Origin of the sequence: Isoptericola sp. F-RaC21, from assembly GCF_038593535.1 — a bacterium.
Taxonomy (GTDB): Bacteria; Actinomycetota; Actinomycetes; order Actinomycetales; family Cellulomonadaceae; genus Isoptericola.
In genome coordinates this window covers 259,147-279,320 of record NZ_JBCFYX010000002.1, presented here as the reverse complement: position 1 = coordinate 279,320, position 20,174 = coordinate 259,147, and the positions used below count along the sequence as shown (strand labels likewise).

The 20,174-nt window shown below is 69.3% G+C and carries 14 protein-coding genes; all 14 read right to left on the bottom strand.

The annotated features are described in order from the left end of the window. Positions 1-58: 58 nt before the first annotated feature. Entirely contained in the window at positions 59-2,161 is a 2,103-nt protein-coding gene (gene fusA, locus AAG589_RS06585; RefSeq protein WP_430566465.1) for an elongation factor G, read from the bottom strand. Positions 2,162-2,275: 114 nt separating this feature from the next. Then, the gene (rpsG, locus tag AAG589_RS06580) at positions 2,276-2,746 is read right to left on the bottom strand and encodes a 30S ribosomal protein S7 (protein WP_380244197.1); all 471 of its coding nucleotides are present in this window, start codon (positions 2,744-2,746) and stop codon (positions 2,276-2,278) included. Next, on the bottom strand, positions 2,746-3,120 hold the full coding sequence (gene rpsL, locus AAG589_RS06575) for a 30S ribosomal protein S12 (protein WP_416342463.1): 375 nt from the start codon (positions 3,118-3,120) through the stop codon (positions 2,746-2,748). Before rpsL ends, rpsG begins: the two co-directional genes overlap by 1 nt. Positions 3,121-3,503: 383 nt before the next feature. Then, the gene (locus AAG589_RS06570) at positions 3,504-7,385 is read right to left on the bottom strand and encodes a DNA-directed RNA polymerase subunit beta' (protein ID WP_430566464.1); all 3,882 of its coding nucleotides are present in this window, start codon (positions 7,383-7,385) and stop codon (positions 3,504-3,506) included. Between the two features lie 56 nt (positions 7,386-7,441). Then, positions 7,442-10,954: a DNA-directed RNA polymerase subunit beta gene (gene rpoB / locus AAG589_RS06565; RefSeq protein ID WP_430566463.1), complete on the bottom strand. Its 3,513-nt coding sequence runs from the start codon at positions 10,952-10,954 to the stop codon at positions 7,442-7,444. A 459-nt stretch (positions 10,955-11,413) separates the two neighbouring features. Next, entirely contained in the window at positions 11,414-11,806 is a 393-nt protein-coding gene (rplL, locus tag AAG589_RS06560) for a 50S ribosomal protein L7/L12 (RefSeq protein WP_429764780.1), read from the bottom strand. Positions 11,807-11,889: 83 nt separating this feature from the next. Next, complete coding sequence (rplJ, locus tag AAG589_RS06555; RefSeq protein ID WP_429764782.1) at positions 11,890-12,420, bottom strand: 50S ribosomal protein L10; 531 nt, start codon at positions 12,418-12,420, stop codon at positions 11,890-11,892. A 286-nt stretch (positions 12,421-12,706) separates the two neighbouring features. Continuing rightward, entirely contained in the window at positions 12,707-12,829 is a 123-nt protein-coding gene (locus tag AAG589_RS06550) for a hypothetical protein (RefSeq protein WP_430560123.1), read from the bottom strand. Positions 12,830-12,929: 100 nt separating this feature from the next. Next, complete coding sequence (locus tag AAG589_RS06545) at positions 12,930-15,461, bottom strand: CHAT domain-containing protein (protein ID WP_430566462.1); 2,532 nt, start codon at positions 15,459-15,461, stop codon at positions 12,930-12,932. A 17-nt stretch (positions 15,462-15,478) separates the two neighbouring features. After that, the gene (locus AAG589_RS06540) at positions 15,479-16,570 is read right to left on the bottom strand and encodes a S8 family serine peptidase (protein WP_446719712.1); all 1,092 of its coding nucleotides are present in this window, start codon (positions 16,568-16,570) and stop codon (positions 15,479-15,481) included. Between the two features lie 840 nt (positions 16,571-17,410). Then, positions 17,411-17,932, bottom strand: a complete 522-nt coding sequence (locus tag AAG589_RS06535) for a carboxypeptidase-like regulatory domain-containing protein (protein WP_430566460.1) — start codon at positions 17,930-17,932, stop codon at positions 17,411-17,413. Continuing rightward, a complete protein-coding gene (locus tag AAG589_RS06530) occupies positions 17,929-18,564 on the bottom strand; it encodes an RNA polymerase sigma factor (RefSeq protein WP_430566459.1) in 636 nt (211 codons plus the stop codon). The genes AAG589_RS06535 and AAG589_RS06530 overlap by 4 nt, the downstream gene beginning before the upstream one ends. A 294-nt stretch (positions 18,565-18,858) precedes the next feature. Then, entirely contained in the window at positions 18,859-19,569 is a 711-nt protein-coding gene (gene rplA, locus AAG589_RS06525) for a 50S ribosomal protein L1 (protein WP_430566458.1), read from the bottom strand. Between the two features lie 131 nt (positions 19,570-19,700). Continuing rightward, positions 19,701-20,132: a 50S ribosomal protein L11 gene (gene rplK, locus AAG589_RS06520; protein ID WP_380323551.1), complete on the bottom strand. Its 432-nt coding sequence runs from the start codon at positions 20,130-20,132 to the stop codon at positions 19,701-19,703. Positions 20,133-20,174 lie beyond the last annotated feature (42 nt).

Genomic DNA, 20,174 nt, shown 5'->3' with positions numbered 1-20,174 from the left:
GGGGCGACGGGGGTTTCCTACAGGTTGATGGTTGTGCTGGTCGTCGACCTGTGGGGACTCACTCGCCCCGGGTCTTCTTGATGATCTCGTCAGCAACGTTGCGAGGAACCTCGGCGTAGCTGTCGAACTGCATCGAGTACACGGCACGGCCCTGCGTCTTGGAACGCAGGTCACCGATGTACCCGAACATCTCGCTCAACGGTACCTGGGCGCGCACGACCTTGACACCGGTCGCGTCCTCCATGGACTGGATCATCCCACGACGCGAGTTGATGTCGCCGATCACCTCACCCATGTACTCCTCGGGCGTGCGGACCTCGACGGCCATGACGGGCTCGAGCAGCACCGGGTCGGCGCGCTTGATGCCCTCCTTGAAGACCATCGAGCCGGCGATCTTGAACGCCATCTCCGAGGAGTCGACGTCGTGGTAGGCACCGTCGAGCAGCGTGGCCTTGACGCCCACGACGGGGAACCCGGCGAGCACGCCCTGCTGCATCGCCGACTGGATGCCGGCGTCGACGGAGGGGATGTACTCGCGCGGGATGCGGCCACCGGTCACGGCGTTGTCGAACTCGTAGAGCTCGCCCTCGCCCGTGTCGAGCGGCTCGAAGGTCACCTGGACCTTCGCGAACTGGCCCGAGCCACCGGTCTGCTTCTTGTGCGTGTAGTCGATCTTCTCCGCGGCGCGGCGGATCGTCTCGCGGTACGCGACCTGCGGCTTGCCGACGTTCGCCTCGACCTTGAACTCGCGACGCATGCGGTCGACGAGGATGTCGAGGTGGAGCTCGCCCATGCCGCCGATGACGGTCTGGCCGGTCTCCTCGTCCAGCTTGACGCGGTACGTCGGGTCCTCGGCCAGAAGCTTCTGGATCGCGGTCGACATCTTCTCCTGGTCGGCCTTCGTCTTCGGCTCGATGGCCACGTCGATGACCGGCTCGGGGAACGTCATCGCCTCGAGGATGACCGGGCTGCCCGGGTCGCTCAGGGTGTCACCGGTGGTGACGTCCTTCAGGCCGATGAACGCGTAGATGTGCCCGGCCTGCGCCTCCTCGACGGGGTTCTCCTTGTTGGAGTGCATCTGGAAGAGCTTGCCGATGCGCTCGCGCTTGCCCTTGGTCGTGTTGAGCACCTGGGCGCCCTGCCCGACCTTGCCGGAGTACACGCGCACGTAGGTGAGCTTGCCGAAGAACGGGTGCGTCGCGACCTTGAACGCCAGGCCGGAGAACGGCTCCGAGGCGTCGGCGTGACGCTCGATGATCGTGTCCACGTCCTTGACGTCGTGACCCTCGATGGCGGGCACGTCGAGCGGGGAGGGCAGGTAGTCGATCACGGCGTCGAGCATGGGCTGCACGCCCTTGTTCTTGTACGCCGAGCCGCACAGGACCGGGAAGGCCTCCGAGTTGACCACGAGGTGGCGGATGCCGCCCTTGATCTCGTCGATCGTGAGCTCCTCGCCGCCGAGGTACTTCTCGAGCAGCGCCTCGTCGGTCTCCGCGACGGCCTCGATGAGCTCGTTGCGGTACTGCTCCGCCTTCTCCTGGAGGTCCGCGGGGATCTCCTCGACGTCGTAGCTCTCGCCGAGCTTGGTCTCGCCGTGCCAGACGAGCGCCTTCATCTCGAGCAGGTCGACGACGCCGATGAAGTCGTTCTCGGCACCGATCGGCAGCTGGATGACCAGCGGCTTCGCCTTGAGACGGTTCACGATCGTGTCGACCGTGAAGTAGAAGTCCGCACCCAGCTTGTCCATCTTGTTGACGAAGCAGATGCGCGGGACGTCGTACTTGTCGGCCTGGCGCCACACGGTCTCGGACTGGGGCTCCACGCCCTCCTTGCCGTCGAAGACGGCGACCGCGCCGTCGAGCACGCGCAGCGAGCGCTCGACCTCGACGGTGAAGTCCACGTGACCGGGGGTGTCGATGATGTTGATCTGGTTGTTCTTCCAGTAGCAGGTCGTCGCGGCGGACGTGATCGTGATGCCGCGCTCCTGCTCCTGCTCCATCCAGTCCATCGTCGACGCACCGTCGTGCGTCTCACCGATCTTGTAGTTCACACCCGTGTAGTACAGGATGCGCTCGGTGGTGGTCGTCTTGCCGGCATCGATGTGGGCCATGATGCCGATGTTGCGGACCTTCTTCAGGTCGGTCAGCACGTCGAGTGCCACGGTGTCTTTCCCCTTGGTCGGTGGAAGGTCGGAAGCCGGGCCGGAGGGCCGGCCCCCGGCCGGCTCCGGATCCGCGGACGGCCCCGGGGGTCACCCGGAGCCGCCCTGAGCGCATCACCAGCGGTAGTGCGCGAACGCCTTGTTCGAGTCGGCCATCTTGTGCATGTCCTCGCGGCGCTTCACCGCGGCACCGAGGCCGTTGGAGGCGTCGAGGATCTCGTTCATCAGGCGCTCGGTCATCGTCTTCTCGCGGCGGGCGCGCGAGAAGTCGGTGAGCCAGCGCAGCGCGAGGGTCGTGGACCGCGCGGGGCGGACCTCGACGGGCACCTGGTAGGTGGCGCCACCGACACGGCGGGAGCGGACCTCGAGAGCCGGGCGGACGTTCTCCAGCGCGCGCTTGAGCACGACGACCGGGTCCTGGTCCGTCTTGGCACGGACGCCCTCGAGGGCGCCGTAGACGATCGCCTCGGCGGTGGACTTCTTGCCGTCGAGCAGGACCTTGTTGATCAGCTGCGTGACGACGGGCGACCCGTAGACGGGGTCGACGATGAGCGGCCGCTTGGGGGCCGGACCCTTGCGAGGCATCAGGCCTTCTCCTTCTTCGCGCCGTACTTGCTGCGGGCCTGCTTGCGGTTCTTCACGCCCTGCGTGTCGAGCGCGCCGCGCACGATCTTGTAGCGGACACCGGGGAGGTCCTTCACACGGCCGCCGCGCACGAGCACGATCGAGTGCTCCTGCAGGTTGTGGCCGACACCGGGGATGTACGCCGTGACCTCGGTACCCGAGGACAGCTTGACGCGCGCGACCTTGCGGAGCGCGGAGTTCGGCTTCTTGGGGGTGGTGGTGTACACGCGGGTGCACACGCCGCGCCGCTGGGGCGAGTCCTTGAGGGCCGGCGTCTTCGACGCCACGGCCTTCGTGGACCGGCCCTTGCGGACGAGCTGCTGGATCGTAGGCACTACGTCTCCGTCGTCTTCTCGAGCTCACGGGGGCCGGCCGGCCCCCGACGGTGGTCTGTCTGGCTTGTGCGTGCCGATCGCATGCGGCACCCGCGGCCCTCACGGACCGCAACGCCACTTACCACCGGCTCGATGGCCCGGATCAGCTCAGCTCCCCCGCCCTCACGGGCGGTCCGAGCGATCTTTCCGGGGTACCTGTGCGCTGACGTCGGCGACGCCTCCGGCAGCCTGCCCGAGCCGGAGGCTCTGGACTGACAGCGGGATGCGCGCGCGACGGCACGGGCACGGCTTCCAAGGCTACCCGCGGAAGCAAGCGGGGTCAAAGGAACGGGAGGGACGCACGCTGTGACGTGCGCCCCTCCCGGACTACCTCGTGGTGCGGACTATCGGAAGTCGCCGAAGTCCAGGTCCTCCAGCGGGATCGCCTCGCCCGAGCCCATGCCGAGCGTCGGGAAGTCGATCTCGTCGTAGCCGAAGCTCGGGTAGAGCTCGGCCTTGGCCTGCTCGGTCGGCTCGACCTCGATGTTCCGGTAGCGGGGCAGGCCCGTGCCGGCGGGGATGAGCTTACCGAGGATGACGTTCTCCTTGAGGCCCAGCAGCGGGTCACGACGACCGCTCATCGCCGCCTCGGTGAGCACGCGGGTCGTCTCCTGGAAGGAGGCGGCCGAGAGCCACGAGTCGGTGGCGAGCGACGCCTTCGTGATGCCCATGAGCTCCGGACGGCCGGAGGCCGGCTGGCCACCCTCCGCCACGGCCCGGCGGTTCGCGTCCTCGAAGCGGACACGCTCCGCCAGCTCGCCCGGCAGCAGGTGCGAGTCACCCGAGTCGAGCACGGTCACGCGACGCAGCATCTGCCGCACGATGACCTCGATGTGCTTGTCGTGGATGTCCACGCCCTGCGAGCGGTAGGTCTCCTGGACCTCGTCCACCAGGTGCTTCTGCGTGGCACGCGGGCCGAGGATGCGCAGCACCTTCTTCGGGTCGACGGCGCCCTGGACCAGCTGGGTGCCGACCTGGACCTGCTCGCCGTCGGCGACCAGGAGGCGGGCACGCTTGGTCACCGGGTAGCGGATCTCCTCGCCGCCGTCCGCCGGCGTGAGGACCAGGTGGCGCGTGCGCTCCGTGTCCTCGATCGCCACGGTGCCGGTGTACTCCGCGATCGGGGCCTCACCCTTGGGGGTGCGGGCCTCGAACAGCTCGGTGACACGCGGCAGACCCTGCGTGATGTCCTCCGCGGAGGCGACACCACCGGTGTGGAACGTACGCATCGTCAGCTGCGTGCCCGGCTCACCGATGGACTGCGCCGCGATGATGCCGACGGCCTCGCCGATGTCCACCAGCTTGCCGGTGGCCAGGGAGCGGCCGTAGCACTTGGCGCAGGTGCCGACGCGCGACTCGCAGGTCAGCACGGAACGGACCTTGACGTTCTCGATGCCGGCGGCGATCACCTTGTCGATGATCACGTCGCCCGCGTCGGAGCCCGCCTCGGCCACGACCGTGCCGTCCTCCGCCACGACGTCCGTGGCGAACGTGCGCGAGTAGATGCTCGTCTCGACGCGCGGGTGCGGCACCAGCACGTCGCCGATGCGCTCGGCGACGGGCAGCGTGAGGCCGCGCTCGGTGCCGCAGTCCTCCTCGCGGATGATGACGTCCTGCGACACGTCGACCAGACGACGGGTCAGGTAGCCGGAGTCCGCGGTACGCAGCGCCGTGTCGGCCAGACCCTTGCGGGCACCGTGCGAGGCGATGAAGTACTCGAGGACGGACAGGCCCTCGCGGTAGTTGGACTTGATCGGGCGGGGGATGATCTCGCCCTTCGGGTTCGCCACGAGGCCGCGCATACCGGCGATCTGGCGGACCTGCATCCAGTTACCACGGGCACCCGAGGACACCATGCGGTACAGGGTGTTCCGCGAGTTGTTCTCGAGGTTCTCCCGCATGACCGACGCGATCTTGTCGGTGGCCTGGGTCCAGATCTCGATGAGCTCCTGACGGCGCTCGTCGTCGGTGATCAGACCCTTGTCGAACTGGTCCTGGACCTTCAGCGCACGCTGCTCGTGCTCGTCCAGGATGTCGTTCTTGACCTCCGGCATCGCGACGTCGGAGATCGCGATCGTGACGCCCGAGCGCGTGGCCCACCGGTAGCCGGCGTCCTTCAGCGCGTCGAGCGACGTGGCGACGTCCACCTTCGGGTAGCGCTCCGCCAGGTCGTTGACGATCGTCGAGAGCTCCTTCTTGCCGACCACGCCGTTCTGGAACGGGTAGTCGACGGGGAGCGCCTCGTTGAAGATCGTGCGGCCCAGGGTGGTCTCGAACAGCAGCTGCTGCCCGGGCTCCCAGCCCTCGGGGGCCTCGAAGCCGCTGGTCGGCGGCACGAGGTCCGACATCCGCAGCTTGATCGTGGCGTTGAGGTCCAGCTCGCCGCGGTCGAGGGCCATGATCGCCTCGGCCTGCGAGGAGAACACGCGCCCCTCCCCCGTCGCGCCGGGGCGGTCCGAGGTGAGGTGGTGCAGACCGATGATCATGTCCTGCGAGGGCATGGTCACCGGACGGCCGTCCGACGGCTTGAGGATGTTGTTGCTCGAGAGCATGAGGATGCGGGCCTCGGCCTGCGCCTCGGCGCTCAGGGGCAGGTGGACCGCCATCTGGTCGCCGTCGAAGTCCGCGTTGAACGCGGCGCACACGAGCGGGTGCAGGTGGATGGCCTTGCCCTCGACGAGCTGCGGCTCGAAGGCCTGGATGCCCAGACGGTGCAGGGTGGGGGCACGGTTCAGCAGCACCGGGTGCTCCTGGATGACCTCCTCCAGCACGTCCCACACCTCGGCGCGGGTGCGCTCCACCATGCGCTTGGCGCTCTTGATGTTCTGCGCGTGGTTGAGCTCGACCAGCCGCTTCATGACGAACGGCTTGAACAGCTCGAGCGCCATCTGCTTGGGCAGGCCGCACTGGTGCAGCTTGAGCTGCGGGCCGACCACGATGACCGAACGGCCCGAGTAGTCGACGCGCTTGCCGAGCAGGTTCTGGCGGAACCGCCCCTGCTTGCCCTTGAGCATGTCGGAGATCGACTTCAGCGGGCGGTTGCCCGGGCCCGTGACCGGACGGCCGCGGCGACCGTTGTCGAACAGCGAGTCCACGGCCTCCTGGAGCATCCGCTTCTCGTTGTTGACGATGATCTCCGGCGCGCCCAGGTCGAGCAGGCGCTTGAGCCGGTTGTTGCGGTTGATCACGCGGCGGTACAGGTCGTTGAGGTCCGACGTCGCGAACCGGCCACCGTCGAGCTGCACCATCGGGCGCAGGTCCGGCGGGATGACCGGGACGGCGTCCAGCACCATCGCCGTGGGCGAGTTGGTCGTCGTGAGGAACGCGTTGACGACCTTGAGGCGCTTGAGCGCGCGGGTCTTGCGCTGCCCCTTGCCCGTGCGGATGGTCTCGCGCAGCGACTCGGCCTCGGCCTCCAGGTCGAAGCTCTCGAGGCGCTTCTGGATCGCCGCGGCGCCCATCGAGCCCTCGAAGTACGTGCCGTACCGGTCGACGAGCTGGCGGTACAGCATCTCGTCGCCCTCGAGGTCCGCGACCTTGAGGTTCTTGAACCGGTCCCAGACCTGCTCGAGGCGGTCCAGCTCGGCGTCGGCACGCTTGCGCAGCTGCGCCATCTCGCGCTCGGCGGAGTCGCGCACCTTGCGGCGCGCGTCGGCCTTGGCGCCCTCGGCCTCCAGCTCGGCCAGGTCGGCCTCGAGCTTGGCGGCGCGGGTGTTGATGTCGTTGTCGCGGCGGTCCGAGATCTCCTTCTTCTCCAGGTCGATCTCGTTCTGGAGGTTCGGGAGGTCCTCGTGACGGGCCTCGTCGTCGACCCACGTGACCATGTAGGCCGCGAAGTAGATGACCTTCTCCAGGTCCTTCGGGGCCAGGTCCAGCAGGTAGCCGAGGCGCGACGGCACACCCTTGAAGAACCAGATGTGCGTGACGGGAGCGGCGAGCTCGATGTGGCCCATGCGCTCACGGCGCACCTTCGAGCGCGTCACCTCGACGCCGCAGCGCTCGCAGATGATGCCCTTGAAGCGCACGCGCTTGTACTTGCCGCAGTAGCACTCCCAGTCCCGGGTGGGGCCGAAGATCTTCTCGCAGAAGAGCCCGTCCTTCTCCGGCTTCAGGGTGCGGTAGTTGATGGTCTCGGGCTTCTTGACCTCTCCGTGCGACCAGGCACGGATGTCGTCGGCCGTGGCCAGGCCGATACGCAGCTCGTCGAAGACGTTGACGTCGAGCAAGATGTCCTACTTCCTCAAAGCTTTCGAATGTCCGTGGAGTTCAGCTGGTCGCTGGATCAGATCTCGTCGACCGTGGCGGCCGAGTTGGGGCGTCGGGACAGATCGATGCCCAGCTCCTCCGCGGCGCGGTACACCTCGTCGTCGGACTCCTTCATCTCGATGGAGGTCCCGTCGCTCGAGAGCACCTCGACGTTCAGGCACAGCGACTGCATCTCCTTGAGGAGCACCTTGAAGGACTCCGGGATACCCGAGTCCGGGATGTTCTCGCCCTTGACGATCGCCTCGTAGACCTTGACGCGGCCGGGGACGTCGTCGGACTTGATGGTGAGCAGCTCCTGCAGCGTGTAGGCCGCGCCGTACGCCTCGAGGGCCCACACCTCCATCTCGCCGAAGCGCTGGCCGCCGAACTGCGCCTTACCACCCAGCGGCTGCTGCGTGATCATCGAGTACGGGCCGGTCGAGCGCGCGTGGATCTTGTCGTCGACCAGGTGGTGGAGCTTGAGGATGTACATGTAGCCCACCGACACCGGGTCCGGGAACGGCTCGCCGGAGCGGCCGTCGAAGAGCCGGGCCTTGCCGTCGGTCGCGACCATGCGGTCGCCGTCGCGGTTCGGCAGCGTCGTGGAGAGCAGGCCGCGCAGGCCGGACTCCTCGAGGCCGTCGAACACCGGCGTCGCCACCGGCGTCCCCGGCTCCGACTTCGACGCGACCTCGGGCAGGGTCTCCTTCCAGGAGAGGTCCTCGCCCTCGGCCAGCTCGATGTCCCAGCCGCGGCTCGCGACCCAGCCCAGGTGCGTCTCGAGGACCTGGCCCACGTTCATGCGGCCGGGCACGCCCAGCGGGTTGAGGATGACGTCGACCGGGGTCCCGTCGGGGAGGAACGGCATGTCCTCCTGCGGCAGGATCTTCGAGATGACGCCCTTGTTGCCGTGCCGGCCGGCGAGCTTGTCGCCGACGGTGATCTTGCGGCGCTGCGCGATGTAGACGCGGACCAGCTGGTTCACGCCGGCGGGCAGCTCGTCGCCGTCCTCGCGGTTGAACTCGCGGACGCCGATGACGGTGCCCTGCTCGCCGTGGGGCACCTTGAGGGACGTGTCGCGCACCTCGCGGGCCTTCTCGCCGAAGATGGCGCGCAGCAGGCGCTCCTCCGGGGTCAGCTCGGTCTCGCCCTTCGGGGTGACCTTGCCGACCAGCACGTCGCCCGCGCCGACCTCGGCGCCGATACGGATGACGCCGCGCTCGTCGAGGTCCGCCAGGACGTCCTCGGAGACGTTCGGGATGTCCCGCGTGATCTCCTCGGGCCCGAGCTTGGTGTCGCGGGCGTCGACCTCGTGCTCCTCGATGTGGATCGAGGACAGGACGTCGTCCTCCACGAGGCGCTGCGACAGGATGATCGCGTCCTCGTAGTTGTGGCCCTCCCACGACATGAACGCCACGAGCAGGTTGCGGCCGAGCGCGAGGTCGCCCTCGTCGGTCGCCGGGCCGTCGGCCAGCACGGAGCCGACCTCGACCCGCTGGCCCTCGTCCACGAGCACGCGCTGGTTGTAGCTGGTGCCCTGGTTCGAGCGGCGGAACTTCGCCGCGCGGTACGAGCCGGTGGTGCCGTCGTCGTTCGCGACGAGGACCAGGTCCGCGGACACCTCGGTGACCACGCCGGGCTTGGTCGCCACGATGACGTCGCCGGCGTCGACCGCAGCGCGACGCTCCATGCCGGTGCCGACCAGCGGCGCCTCGGAGCGCACCAGCGGCACGGCCTGGCGCTGCATGTTCGCGCCCATGAGCGCGCGGTTCGCGTCGTCGTGCTCGAGGAACGGGATGAGCGCCGTCGCGACCGACACCATCTGGCGCGGGGAGACGTCCATGTAGTCGATCTCGGCCGGCGGCAGGTCGTCGGTCTCGCCGCCCTTGGTACGCACCAGGACGCGCTCGTTGAGGAACGTGCCGTCCTCGGCCAGCTCGGTGTTCGCCTGGGCGATGATGTGGCGGTCCTCGTCGTCGGCCGTCAGGTAGACGATCTCGTCCGTGACCTTGCCGTCGGTGACCTTGCGGTACGGCGTCTCGATGAAGCCGAACGGGTTGATGCGACCAAACGACGCGAGCGAGCCGATGAGGCCGATGTTCGGGCCCTCAGGGGTCTCGATCGGGCACATGCGGCCGTAGTGCGACGGGTGGACGTCACGGACCTCCATGCCGGCGCGGTCGCGGGACAGACCACCCGGGCCGAGGGCGTTGAGGCGACGCTTGTGCGTCAGGCCCGCCAGCGGGTTGTTCTGGTCCATGAACTGCGACAGCTGCGAGGTGCCGAAGAACTCGCGGATCGACGCCACCACGGGGCGGATGTTGATCAGCGTCTGCGGCGTGATCGCCTCGACGTCCTGCGTCGTCATGCGCTCGCGGACCACGCGCTCCATGCGGGACAGGCCCGTGCGCACCTGGTTCTGGATGAGCTCGCCGACGGCGCGGATGCGGCGGTTGCCGAAGTGGTCGATGTCGTCCGTCTCGACGCGGACCTCGATCGGCTGGCCGTCGCGCGTGCCGGGGATCGTCGCAGCGTCGGCGTGCAGCGCGGCCAGGTACTTGATCGTCGCGACGACGTCGGTCACGGACAACGTGGAGTCCGCGAGCGGGGCGTCGACACCGAGCTTCTTGCTGATCTTGTAACGGCCGACCTTCGCCAGGTCGTAGCGCTTCGGGTTGAAGTAGAAGTTCTCCAGCAGCGCGCGACCAGCCTCGACCGTGGGCGGCTCGCCCGGGCGGATCTTGCGGTACAGGTCGACGAGGGCCTCGTCCTGGGTGTGGACGTGATCCTTCTCGAGGGTGTCCAGCACCGACGGGAAGTCCGCGAACTCCTCGCGGATCTCCGCCTCGGTGAGGCCGAGGGCCTTCAGCAGGACGGTGACGGGCTGCTTGCGCTTGCGGTCGACGCGCACACCGACGGCGTCGCGCTTGTCGATCTCGAACTCGAGCCAGGCGCCGCGCGACGGGATGACCTTCGCCGAGAAGACGTCCTTGTCGCTCGTCTTGTCGGGCTGGCGCTCGAAGTAGACGCCCGGGGAACGGACCAGCTGCGAGACGACGACGCGCTCGGTGCCGTTGATGATGAACGTGCCACGCTCGGTCATGAGCGGGAAGTCGCCCATGAACACCGTCTGGCTCTTGATCTCACCGGTCGTGTAGTTCACGAACTCGGCCGTCACGAACAGCGGCGCGGCGAAGGTGAAGTCCTTCTCCTTGCACTCGTCCGCCGTGTACTTCGGCGGCTCGAACCGGTGGTTCGAGAAGGAGAGGGACATCGACTGGCCGAAGTCCTCGATCGGCGAGATCTCCTCGAAGATCTCCTCGAGGCCCGACGTCGCGGGGACGTCGTTGCGACCGGCCGAGGTGGCGGCCTCGACCCGGGCCTGCCAGGCGGGGCTGCCGAGGAGCCAGTCGAAGCTCTCGGTCTGCAGCCCGAGGAGGTCGGGGACCTCGAGCGGCTCGTAGATCTTGGCGAAGGAGACGCGGCGGGAAGCGGTGCGGTTCGCGATGGCGTCGGCGGACGGAACAGAAGGGGTGCGCGAGGCAGCCAAGAGGGGTCCTTCCCTGCAGTTCGATGGCACGCTGTACGCTCAGCGAGGCTGCAGGCGCCGGACCGCGGCGGGAGGAACCGGCCCAGGGGTCACGAAGACGTGATCAGGGGGGCGGGACTTCGTCGGCGGGGAGGCGTCGGGGCACAAGCGAGCGCAAAGCGCTAGCGTAGCCAGAACTTCGTCGTTTGTCCAACTCGCGCGGGCACACGAGCGGACGCCCTCGGTTCTGGGTCTTGAGGACGTTGTCTCGGTGGCCGCCATATGCCGCCCAAGAAACGGTTGTCGAACCAGCCTAACCCGTGCTAGGCGGACCCGGCCAGGCCCTGTCGCGCGACGTCGGTCACGACACCACACCTCCACAACCTGGCCTCTCCCCCACCGCCCTGCCGACGCAGCGAGGCCCGCACCCCCGAAGGGATGCGGGCCTCGCTGAAGCGATGCGCGGCTAGGCCGCGGCGATCACTTGAGGGTGACGGTGGCGCCGGCGCCCTCGAGGGCAGCCTTGGCCTTCTCGGCCGTCTCCTTGTTCGCGGCCTCCAGGACCGGCTTCGGGGCGCCGTCCACGAGGTCCTTGGCCTCCTTCAGGCCGAGGGACGTGAGCGCGCGCACCTCCTTGATGACCTGGATCTTCTTGTCGCCGGCGGCCTCGAGGATGACGTCGAACTCGTCCTTCTCCTCGGCGGCCTCGGCGCCACCGGCACCGCCGGCGGCGGGGGCGGCAACCGCGACGGCGGCGGGAGCGGCGGCGGTGACCTCGAACTTGTCCTCGAAGGCCTTCACGAACTCGTTGAGCTCGATGAGCGTGAGCTCCTCGAAGGCGGCCAGGAGCTCGTCGGTGCTGAGCTTCGCCATGATGGCGTTCCTTTCGGTTGGTGCGTCCTGGGGCCAGGGGCCCCGCAGAAGCAAGGGAGGGGGTTGTGCTTGCCGCACCGCCGTCAGGCGGCAGCGGCCTCCGATTCCTGCTTCTGACGCAGGGCATCGATGACGCGAGCGGCCTGGGCCGGCTTCGCGCTGAAGGCGTAGGCAGCCTGGAAGAGCTTGGCCTTCATCGCGCCGGCCGTCTTGGCCAGCAGGACCTCGCGGGACTCGAGGTCCGCGAGCTTGGTGACCTCTGCAGCGGTCAGCGGCTTCCCGTCGAGGACACCGCCCTTGATGACCAGTGCAGGGTTCGCCTTGGCGAAGTCACGCAGACCCTTGGCGGCCTCGACCGGGTCGCCGGTCACGAACGCGATCGCGGACGGACCCTTGAGGTCGGCCTCGAACGCGTCGATCCCGGCCTCCTTGGCCGCGATGGACGTCAGCGTGTTCTTCACCACGGCGTAGGTTGCGTTGCCGCTGAGCGACCGACGCAGCTCCTTGAGCTGCGCGACGGTGAGCCCGCGGTACTCGGTCAGCACGGCCGCGTTCGCGTCACGGAACTTGTCCGCGACCTCCGCGACAGCGGCTGCCTTGTCCGGCCTCGCCATGGCAATCCTTCCGGTGGTGGTGCCACCGGTCCCTGCGAAAGAAAAGAGCCCCAGCGCAGGTGCGCACGGGGCTCGGAGCTCACAGCGAACTGTGTGATCGTCGTCGTGTCACCTACGCAGGCCCCCGCACTCTCACGGGACTTCGGTCTTCGGCTTCCTGGGCGAGCCCGGGCAGCGTCGGACGACCGGCGGTCTTGGGTTACCCGAGAACTCTACACGACGACGGGCAGTGGTCGGCGCGCTCGTGCCCGACCACCGCCCGCGTTCTGACGGCGGCGTGGCGTCGTCAGTGGGTGGTGAACGGGTGCTGCGGGCCCGGGGGCTCCGCCGACGCCGTGGCGGCGGCGCCCACCACGGCGGTGGCGGCGAGCAGCAGACCAGCGATGACGCGGGTGGCGCGTGTCTTCATCGAACGTCCTTCCGTCGTTTGTCCCGCCATGCGGCGGGCTGCCGTTCTCGGCTCCGACAGCACACCCGGGGCGGGGGGTGGGCGCAAGGTGTCGTCCACATCACAAGACGAGCGGGCCAAAGCACACCAGCGGCACTGGCTCGGGCTCGTCCGCGACCGCACGGGCGAGCGCCTCCCCTGGGCGCATCCCGGCACGGAGACCTTCGTGCAGGCCGGGCATCACGCGTGCGGCGACCTCGTCGCGGAGCGGGCCCACGCTCGCGACGACCGCGTTCGCACCCAGCCGCAACAACACGCTCGTCAGCCCCAACGGCTCGCCGCCGATCCGTGGTGTCGACCTGCCTACCTCGCACGCCGACAACACGACCGTTGCCCCTGAGAGGTCGGTGCCGTCCAGCTCGTAGGCGAACAGCGGACCGTCGGCCAACCGCAACGAGGAGAAGAGGGGATTGTCCGGCTCGTGGGTGCCGTGCGCTGCCAAGTGGACGACGTCGGCACCGCGCAGCGCCTCGAAAGTCGCGGCGCACGTCGCTCGGCTGCCTTCCAGCACCGAGGCGTCTCGCCACGCCCCTGCGACGAGGCCCGCTTCCGTGGAAGAGCTGGCCAGATCAGGACCAATCACTACCAGCGCACGCTGCGACCGTCGGGGCTCGGCCGGGCGCAGGTCCACCCAGGAGTTCACCCAGGTGCGGGCACGATGACGGGACGGAAGTGCGGTCCACGGCACCGCGAGCATCAGGTGCCTGCCCACGACATGAAGGTCCCCACGGACACACAGCGGGGCGAGCAGCCGGTCGTCGAGCCACTTGAGCGCGCGGGACACCGAAGACCGTGCCCCCGCGCGGAGCTCCTCGGGGATCATGAGGTTCGCAAGCACTGCCAGGTCGGCGCGTACCCGGTGAATCTTCTCTGCCACCTCGCCCCACTCCCCCAGGGGGATCAGCTGTTGACGCCCTGCGTCGAGGCGCGTCGCAAAGAGACTCCCCTGCACGACCGCGAAACTCACGACTGTGACCGGGCGCCCACCGACGGTCCGTCCCAACGCCGTGCGGACACCCCGGGCGGTCGCTGGCCGAGGCGCGTCGACGTGCCCTCCGCTCACCTGCCACGACCGACGCCGCGCGGCGTCCTGCAGCTCGCGCGCGGCCTGAAGGTGGCCCTCCCGCGCCCTCGGGGTGTCCTCCGCCTGCGCTGCCTCGACCTCGCGCCGTGCGCCCGTGATGAGCGCCGCAGTCTCGGCGTCCGCAGGCGGCGTCACTCGTCCGACACCCGCGAACGTCGCCCGGCCTCGCTCCACCGCATCGAAGAACGATCCGGCCCTACCGGTGTCGAGGGCCGCCTTGACGTCCACCACGGCGAGTCGTACGCCGTGCAGCGCCGCGGCGGTCACGACATCGAGGGACCCGAGCTGCGCGCGGTGACTGCTCAGGAGGTCCAGGCCGCGACGAACAGCAGCCAGGCCTCGACGACGATCCCCCTCGACGAAGGCCAGCTGCGCCACGGCCGCCTCGAACTGGATGCGCACCGACAAGGGTTGGCGACGGGTGCCATCCTGAGCCTCCAGCAGTGCCACGCGGGCAAGCTGGTGCGCTCCGTCACGGATCGCGGCCTCGGCTTCCAGCAGTCGTGCGGGCACGGTGACCGGCGGCTGGGCCCAACGTTCCGCGACGTCGTGCGCACGTTCCTGCACCGCAGCACGCCCGCTGTGGCCTGTCACCTCGGCCTCGGCGAGCAGTGCCTCCAGTTCGACCAGCTCCGCTCGCGCGGCCCACGCGTCGTTGGCCTGCCGCTCGAAAGCCACACGCGCGGAGCTCGCGACGCGCGCAGCCTCCTCGAAACGCTCCAGGAGGACGAGGCAGCGTGACAGTGCCCATCGCGCACGTGCGAGGTCGGCCTCCGACCCTTGTGCAACGAGAATGGCCTCGGCCTGCTCGATCGCACGGGTCGCGTCAGAGACCAGACCGGCCTCGTACAAGATGGTTGCCCGGTCCATGAGGCTGACTCCCGCGTGCTCCTCGGGCGCCGACCGCGCGGCAGACTCCATCGTCCGCAGAGCCGCGGGAAGGTCGCCCCGCAGGTACAAGGCGTAGCCGAGGTTGTGCTCAGCCATTGGCCGGAACGCGGCGACCGCCTCGGCGTGCGCGAGGTCGCGGCATTGTTCGAAGTCGCGCACCGCGCCATCGACCTCACCGGTCTCGAGCCGCAGGGATCCCCGGTTGAGGAGTACAGGGACCTTCTCCACCTCGTCGTCCAGCCCGCCGAGCGCGGCGTCGAGCTCCGAACGTGCACGGGTGACGTCGCCCGCCCGCAGGAGGATCAGTCCACGGAAGCCCCGGACGACGGCGACAGCGTTCGGGTCGCCGGCTGTCCGCGCCGATGACTCCGCGACGTCGAGCTGGGGCAGAACCGCGGAAGCGTCCGCACCGAGCTCGACGTCGCACGAGGCCATCCCGACGATGGCACGTGCCTGGAGCGTCGCCACCGGACCTGAACCCAAGCGGGCCTCGACAGCAGCCAGCTCCTCCAGGGCCGACTGGTACCGCCGACGCGCATGGTCGAAGTTCCGAGTGTCACGGGCTAGCCGGCGCGCTTCGTCGACGGCGGCGGCAAGAGGTGCCAGGTCGTCGTCCAACCGTCACCTCGTCGATGTCAGCTCGGGTGATCGGACTCCTCCAACGTCAGCCCGTTCGTCGCCGACGTGATGGCACGCCACACGTCCCTCACCCGCTCGGAGACGTGTGCGGCGGCATCGTCTCGCCGCTTGTCGCCGAGGCTAGCCGGTTCCTGTGCGGCACGCGCACGGCGCACGTCGATGAGGGCCGAAGCAATCTCCCCTGCCAGGACCGGTGCCGCGAACGACGTCCCGCTCCACGTGGCATAGCCACCTTGGAAACCCTCGGGGTCGACCGTCGTGCGGTACCCGTCGGTGTGCTTCTCCTTGAGGCGCACGGACGGGGTGATCGGACCGTCGAGGGTCGTCGGGATCGAGCTGACCAGAGCTGCGCCAGGCCGGAGGCACGTGACCCACGGGCCGTCATTGCTGAACAGTGCCGTCGTCCCGTCAGGGTTGAGCGCACCGACCGTGAGGATCGGCGGCCGCTCGGACGAGACGTCGTGGCGGCAGACGATGCGGGGCACTGCGCCTCGACGATCGACCTCGGGTGCGAACGCGGCCGGATACATCGGGCGGGTCTCGCCGTCGTTGCCGGCGGCTGCCACCACGGCGACTCCGGCCTCACGCAGCTGCGCGAGCACCGCTGACAACGGGTGGTCCCACTGCAGGTCATCGGGGTCCTCGTGGTAATACCCCATCGAGAGGACGACGACGTCGACGGGGTGGAAGCCCTCCTCGCCGGCCAGCCCGAGCTGGTGATACCGGTACAGACGACGGAGCGACTCGATCACCTCCGACTCGATCGCAACGCCGGGTCCGCCGACGACTCGCACGGGCAGAAGGAGCGCGTCAGGGCATTTCTGGTGCACGACGCCGGCGATGAATGTGCCATGTCCTGCGATCGGGTCGAGCGGCCCGGTCAGCCGGGAGGTGCTGATGCCGCCGATCTCGGCGTCCTCCTCGGGAAACTCCGGAACCGGGAACGTCCCGATCGGCCCGTCAGGCAGCGAGGCGTCCCGGAGCACCACTCCCGCGCCATCGGTCTCGGCCGGATCCAGCGCGTAGGTGCCGAACCACTCGTGCGAGCCGATGCCGGAATCGACGATCGCAACGACAGGCCGGGCCACGCCGCCCGGCAGCGTCGGTCCACCGTCCGACGACTCGCGATGCGGCCTCGACGCCAGCCATTGCACAGGTGCCCGTCCACCTCTGCCGGGCACTGCGTACTCGGAGAGCGCGAGCTGCGAGGTGAACGGCTGCGAGGTGAACGGCTGCGAGGTGAACGGCTGCGACGTAAACGGCTGCGACGTAAACGGCTGCGACGTAAACGGCTGCGACGTAAACGGCTGCGACGTAAACGGCTGCGACGTAAACGGCTGCGACGTAAACGGCTGCGACGTAAACGGCACGGTCGTCATGACGTGGTCGAGGCTGAGCCGCCAGGTCGTCGACTCGTCGCGCGAATCCGCCTCCAGGACTTCCCAGGCGTCGGGATAGATGTCGGCGCGTTCGGCCATCAGGCGCAGGACGAACCCTGCGCTGTCGTCGATGCTCTCCCCAAGCGTCTGCTCGGCAGTGCCGTTCTCATCCCGATACCGAACTTCGACGCCCAGGCGGCACCCTTGACGCCGAGCCTCCACCTCGACCTGCGTCGCCTCTGACTCGTCGTCCGGCATCCCGACGGTGAGCATGCTCGGCCTGCTCACCGCGCCTTCCGGCGCACGCAGTCGCGCCCGGACCGCGGCCGGAAGCTCGCCGTGCGCCAGGACACGATCGGCGACGTACCAGGTCGGCCGGACGCCACGCTGGTCGGGCCGACGCCGAGCAGTCGACGGGTCCAGATACCGAACCGCCGGAAGGCCCGGGCTCGGCGTCGGTCCTACGGGGCTCTCGGTCACGTGTCCTCCTCGTCACGGGCGCGCCGGATCGGCGCACGATCAGGGTGGGCGCGGGTCGCGCCCGGCGCTTCAGAGCTCGATGACCGGCGTGGCGACGGTGACGTCGCCGCCGTCGGGCAGGTGCACGAGCAGGCTGGTGGGGCCACGGTCGACGGCGGTGAAGGCGAAGCGGCCGTCGTCGTCGGCGGTGGTGGTGCGCTCGCCGCCGGGCTGGCGCAGCTCCACGGTGAGCGTGGCGGCGGGGGCGACCCAGCCGTCGAGGCGCACGTGCGTGCCGTCGTCGTCGGTGGACAGCGCGATCATCACCGTAAGGCGCTCGTGCGTGAACGTGATGGTGCGCGCCTCGAGCGGCGGGGCGTCGCCGCGCACGGACCCGGCGGGGGCCTCGATCTGCTGCAGCTCCATCACCTCGGCCTCGAGGCGCGCGAGCGTCATCGCGAAGAGCGAGCGCTCGACGAGTCCCTCGGGCACGGGGTCGACCGCCTCGACGGCGCGGCCTACCCGGCCCAGGACGGCGACGTCGTGCGCGTCCAGGGGCTCGTCCTCGCCGGGCGCGGGCGCACCCCACGCGTTCTCGTGCTTCGGGCTCATGTCCACGAGGCCTCCCCCTGTTCGGTGAGGACGGCGCGCAGCTTGGCCAGGCACCGTCCCCGTGTGGCACCGATGCTTCCCACCGGCATGCCGATCGACGCCGAGATCGCCTTGTAGTCCGGGCGGTCGGCGAGCGAGACGAGTCGCAGCAGCTCCTGGCAGCGTGCCGGGAGCCGGCGCAGCGACGACCAGAGGATCCGGTCGCGCTCGTCGGTCAGCACCTCGGCCTCCGGGCCCGGGCCGGCGTCCGGCAGGGCCGCGGCCCCCTCCGTCACGTCGTCCGGTAGCTCGGTGCGCCGGCGCAGGTCCGCACGACCCTTGCGCACCGTCTCCCAGGCGGCCCGGCGGGCCGTCACCAGGAGCCACTTCAGCACGGCCTTCGGCTCGGCGATCGTGTCCGCGTGCCGCACGAGCGCCGCCCACGTGGACTGCACCACGTCGTCGGCCACGTCCCGGTCGACGCCCTGGGCCCGCACCGTGTGCCACAGCAGCGGCGTCGCCTCCCGGACCAGGTCCGTCAGGGCGTCGGTGCGGCCCTCCCGGAACTCCAGGACCGCCCGCGCGGCCCGGTCGCCCAGGCTCTCGTCGGCGTCGGGCGTCCCACCGAGTGGTTCCTCAGCGGCTCGTGTCATGGCAGTTCGCACCTCGGGAGGGCTCGTCGAGAAGTCGGGGCCGCGCCCCGGAACCTCCGAGCCTACGGCGCGCGCCGACGACGCGGCAGGATGAGGTTGCCTGGACATGCAGGGTCCTCCTCCCGCCACGCGCGTGCGGTGCGACGTACTCGTCATCGCACGGAAAGAGGGCGACACGTGCCGCGTGATACACGCGGCACGGGTCGACTTCGCGGTACGACGACGGCCCGGCACCCTCGCGGGTGCCGGGCCGTCGTCGTGGTTCAGCGGGTCCCTTCCGGGATCACGCCAGGGTCACGCCTCGTCGAGCAGCTTCGAGGTGCGCGACTGGTCGAGCGGGATGCCCGGGCCCATCGTCGTCGTCATCGTGGCCTTGGTGATGTACCGGCCCTTGGACGACGTCGGCTTGAGACGCAGGACCTCGTCGAGCGCGGCGGCGTAGTTCTCCACCAGCGCCTTCTCGTCGAAGGACGCCTTGCCGATGATGAAGTGCAGGTTCGCGTGCTTGTCGACACGGAACTCGATCTTGCCGCCCTTGATGTCGGACACGGCCTTGGTCACGTCCATCGTCACGGTGCCGGTCTTCGGGTTCGGCATGAGACCACGGGGGCCCAGCACCTTGCCCAGACGACCGACCTTGCCCATGAGGTCCGGCGTCGCCACGGCGGCGTCGAAGTCGGTGTACCCGGCCGCGACCTTGGCGATCAGGTCGTCGCCGCCGACCTCGTCGGCGCCGGCCGCCACGGCCTCCTCGGCCTTGGCCGCGTTCGCGAAGACGATCACGCGGGCCGTCTTGCCGGTGCCGTGGGGCAGGTTGACCGTGCCGCGGACCATCTGGTCGGCCTTGCGGGGGTCGACGCCCAGGCGGAACACGACCTCGACGGTCGCGTCGTACTTGACCGTCGCGGTCTCCTTGGCGAGGCGGACCGCCTCGAGGGGGGCGTACAGGTTCTCGCGGTCGATCTTCTCCGCCGCGGCGCGGTACGCCTTGCTGCGCGTTGCCATCTGCTTCTCCTTCTGCAGTCGTGGTGAGCGGGTCCGCGCGGACCCTGCCACGTGCCCGGCGTCGATCGCCGGGGCTTGGTGCGAGCCGCCCGGACCGTGATCAGGTCAGGCCCGGGCGGCTCGGCCGCGGATCACTCCGCGACGGTGATGCCCATCGAACGAGCGGTGCCGGCGACGATCTTCATCGCGGCGTCGATGTCGTTCGCGTTGAGGTCCTGGAGCTTCGTCTGCGCGATCTCGCGGACCTGGTCCTGGGTGAGCTGCGCGACCTTGACGGTGTGCGGGGTCGCGGAGCCCTTGGCCACGCCGGCGGCCTTCTTGATGAGCTCGGCGGCCGGCGGCGTCTTCGTGATGAACGTGAACGAGCGGTCCTCGTACACGGTGATCTCGACGGGGACGACGTTGCCGCGCTGCGACTCCGTGGCCGCGTTGTAGGCCTTGCAGAACTCCATGATGTTCACGCCGTGCTGACCGAGCGCGGGGCCGATCGGCGGGGCGGGCGTGGCCGCACCGGCGTTGATCTGGAGCTTGATGAGGCCGGAGACCTTCTTCTTGGGAGGCATGACTCTTCCCTGACTTTCTGAGTTGTGGGCCGACGCCGTGGG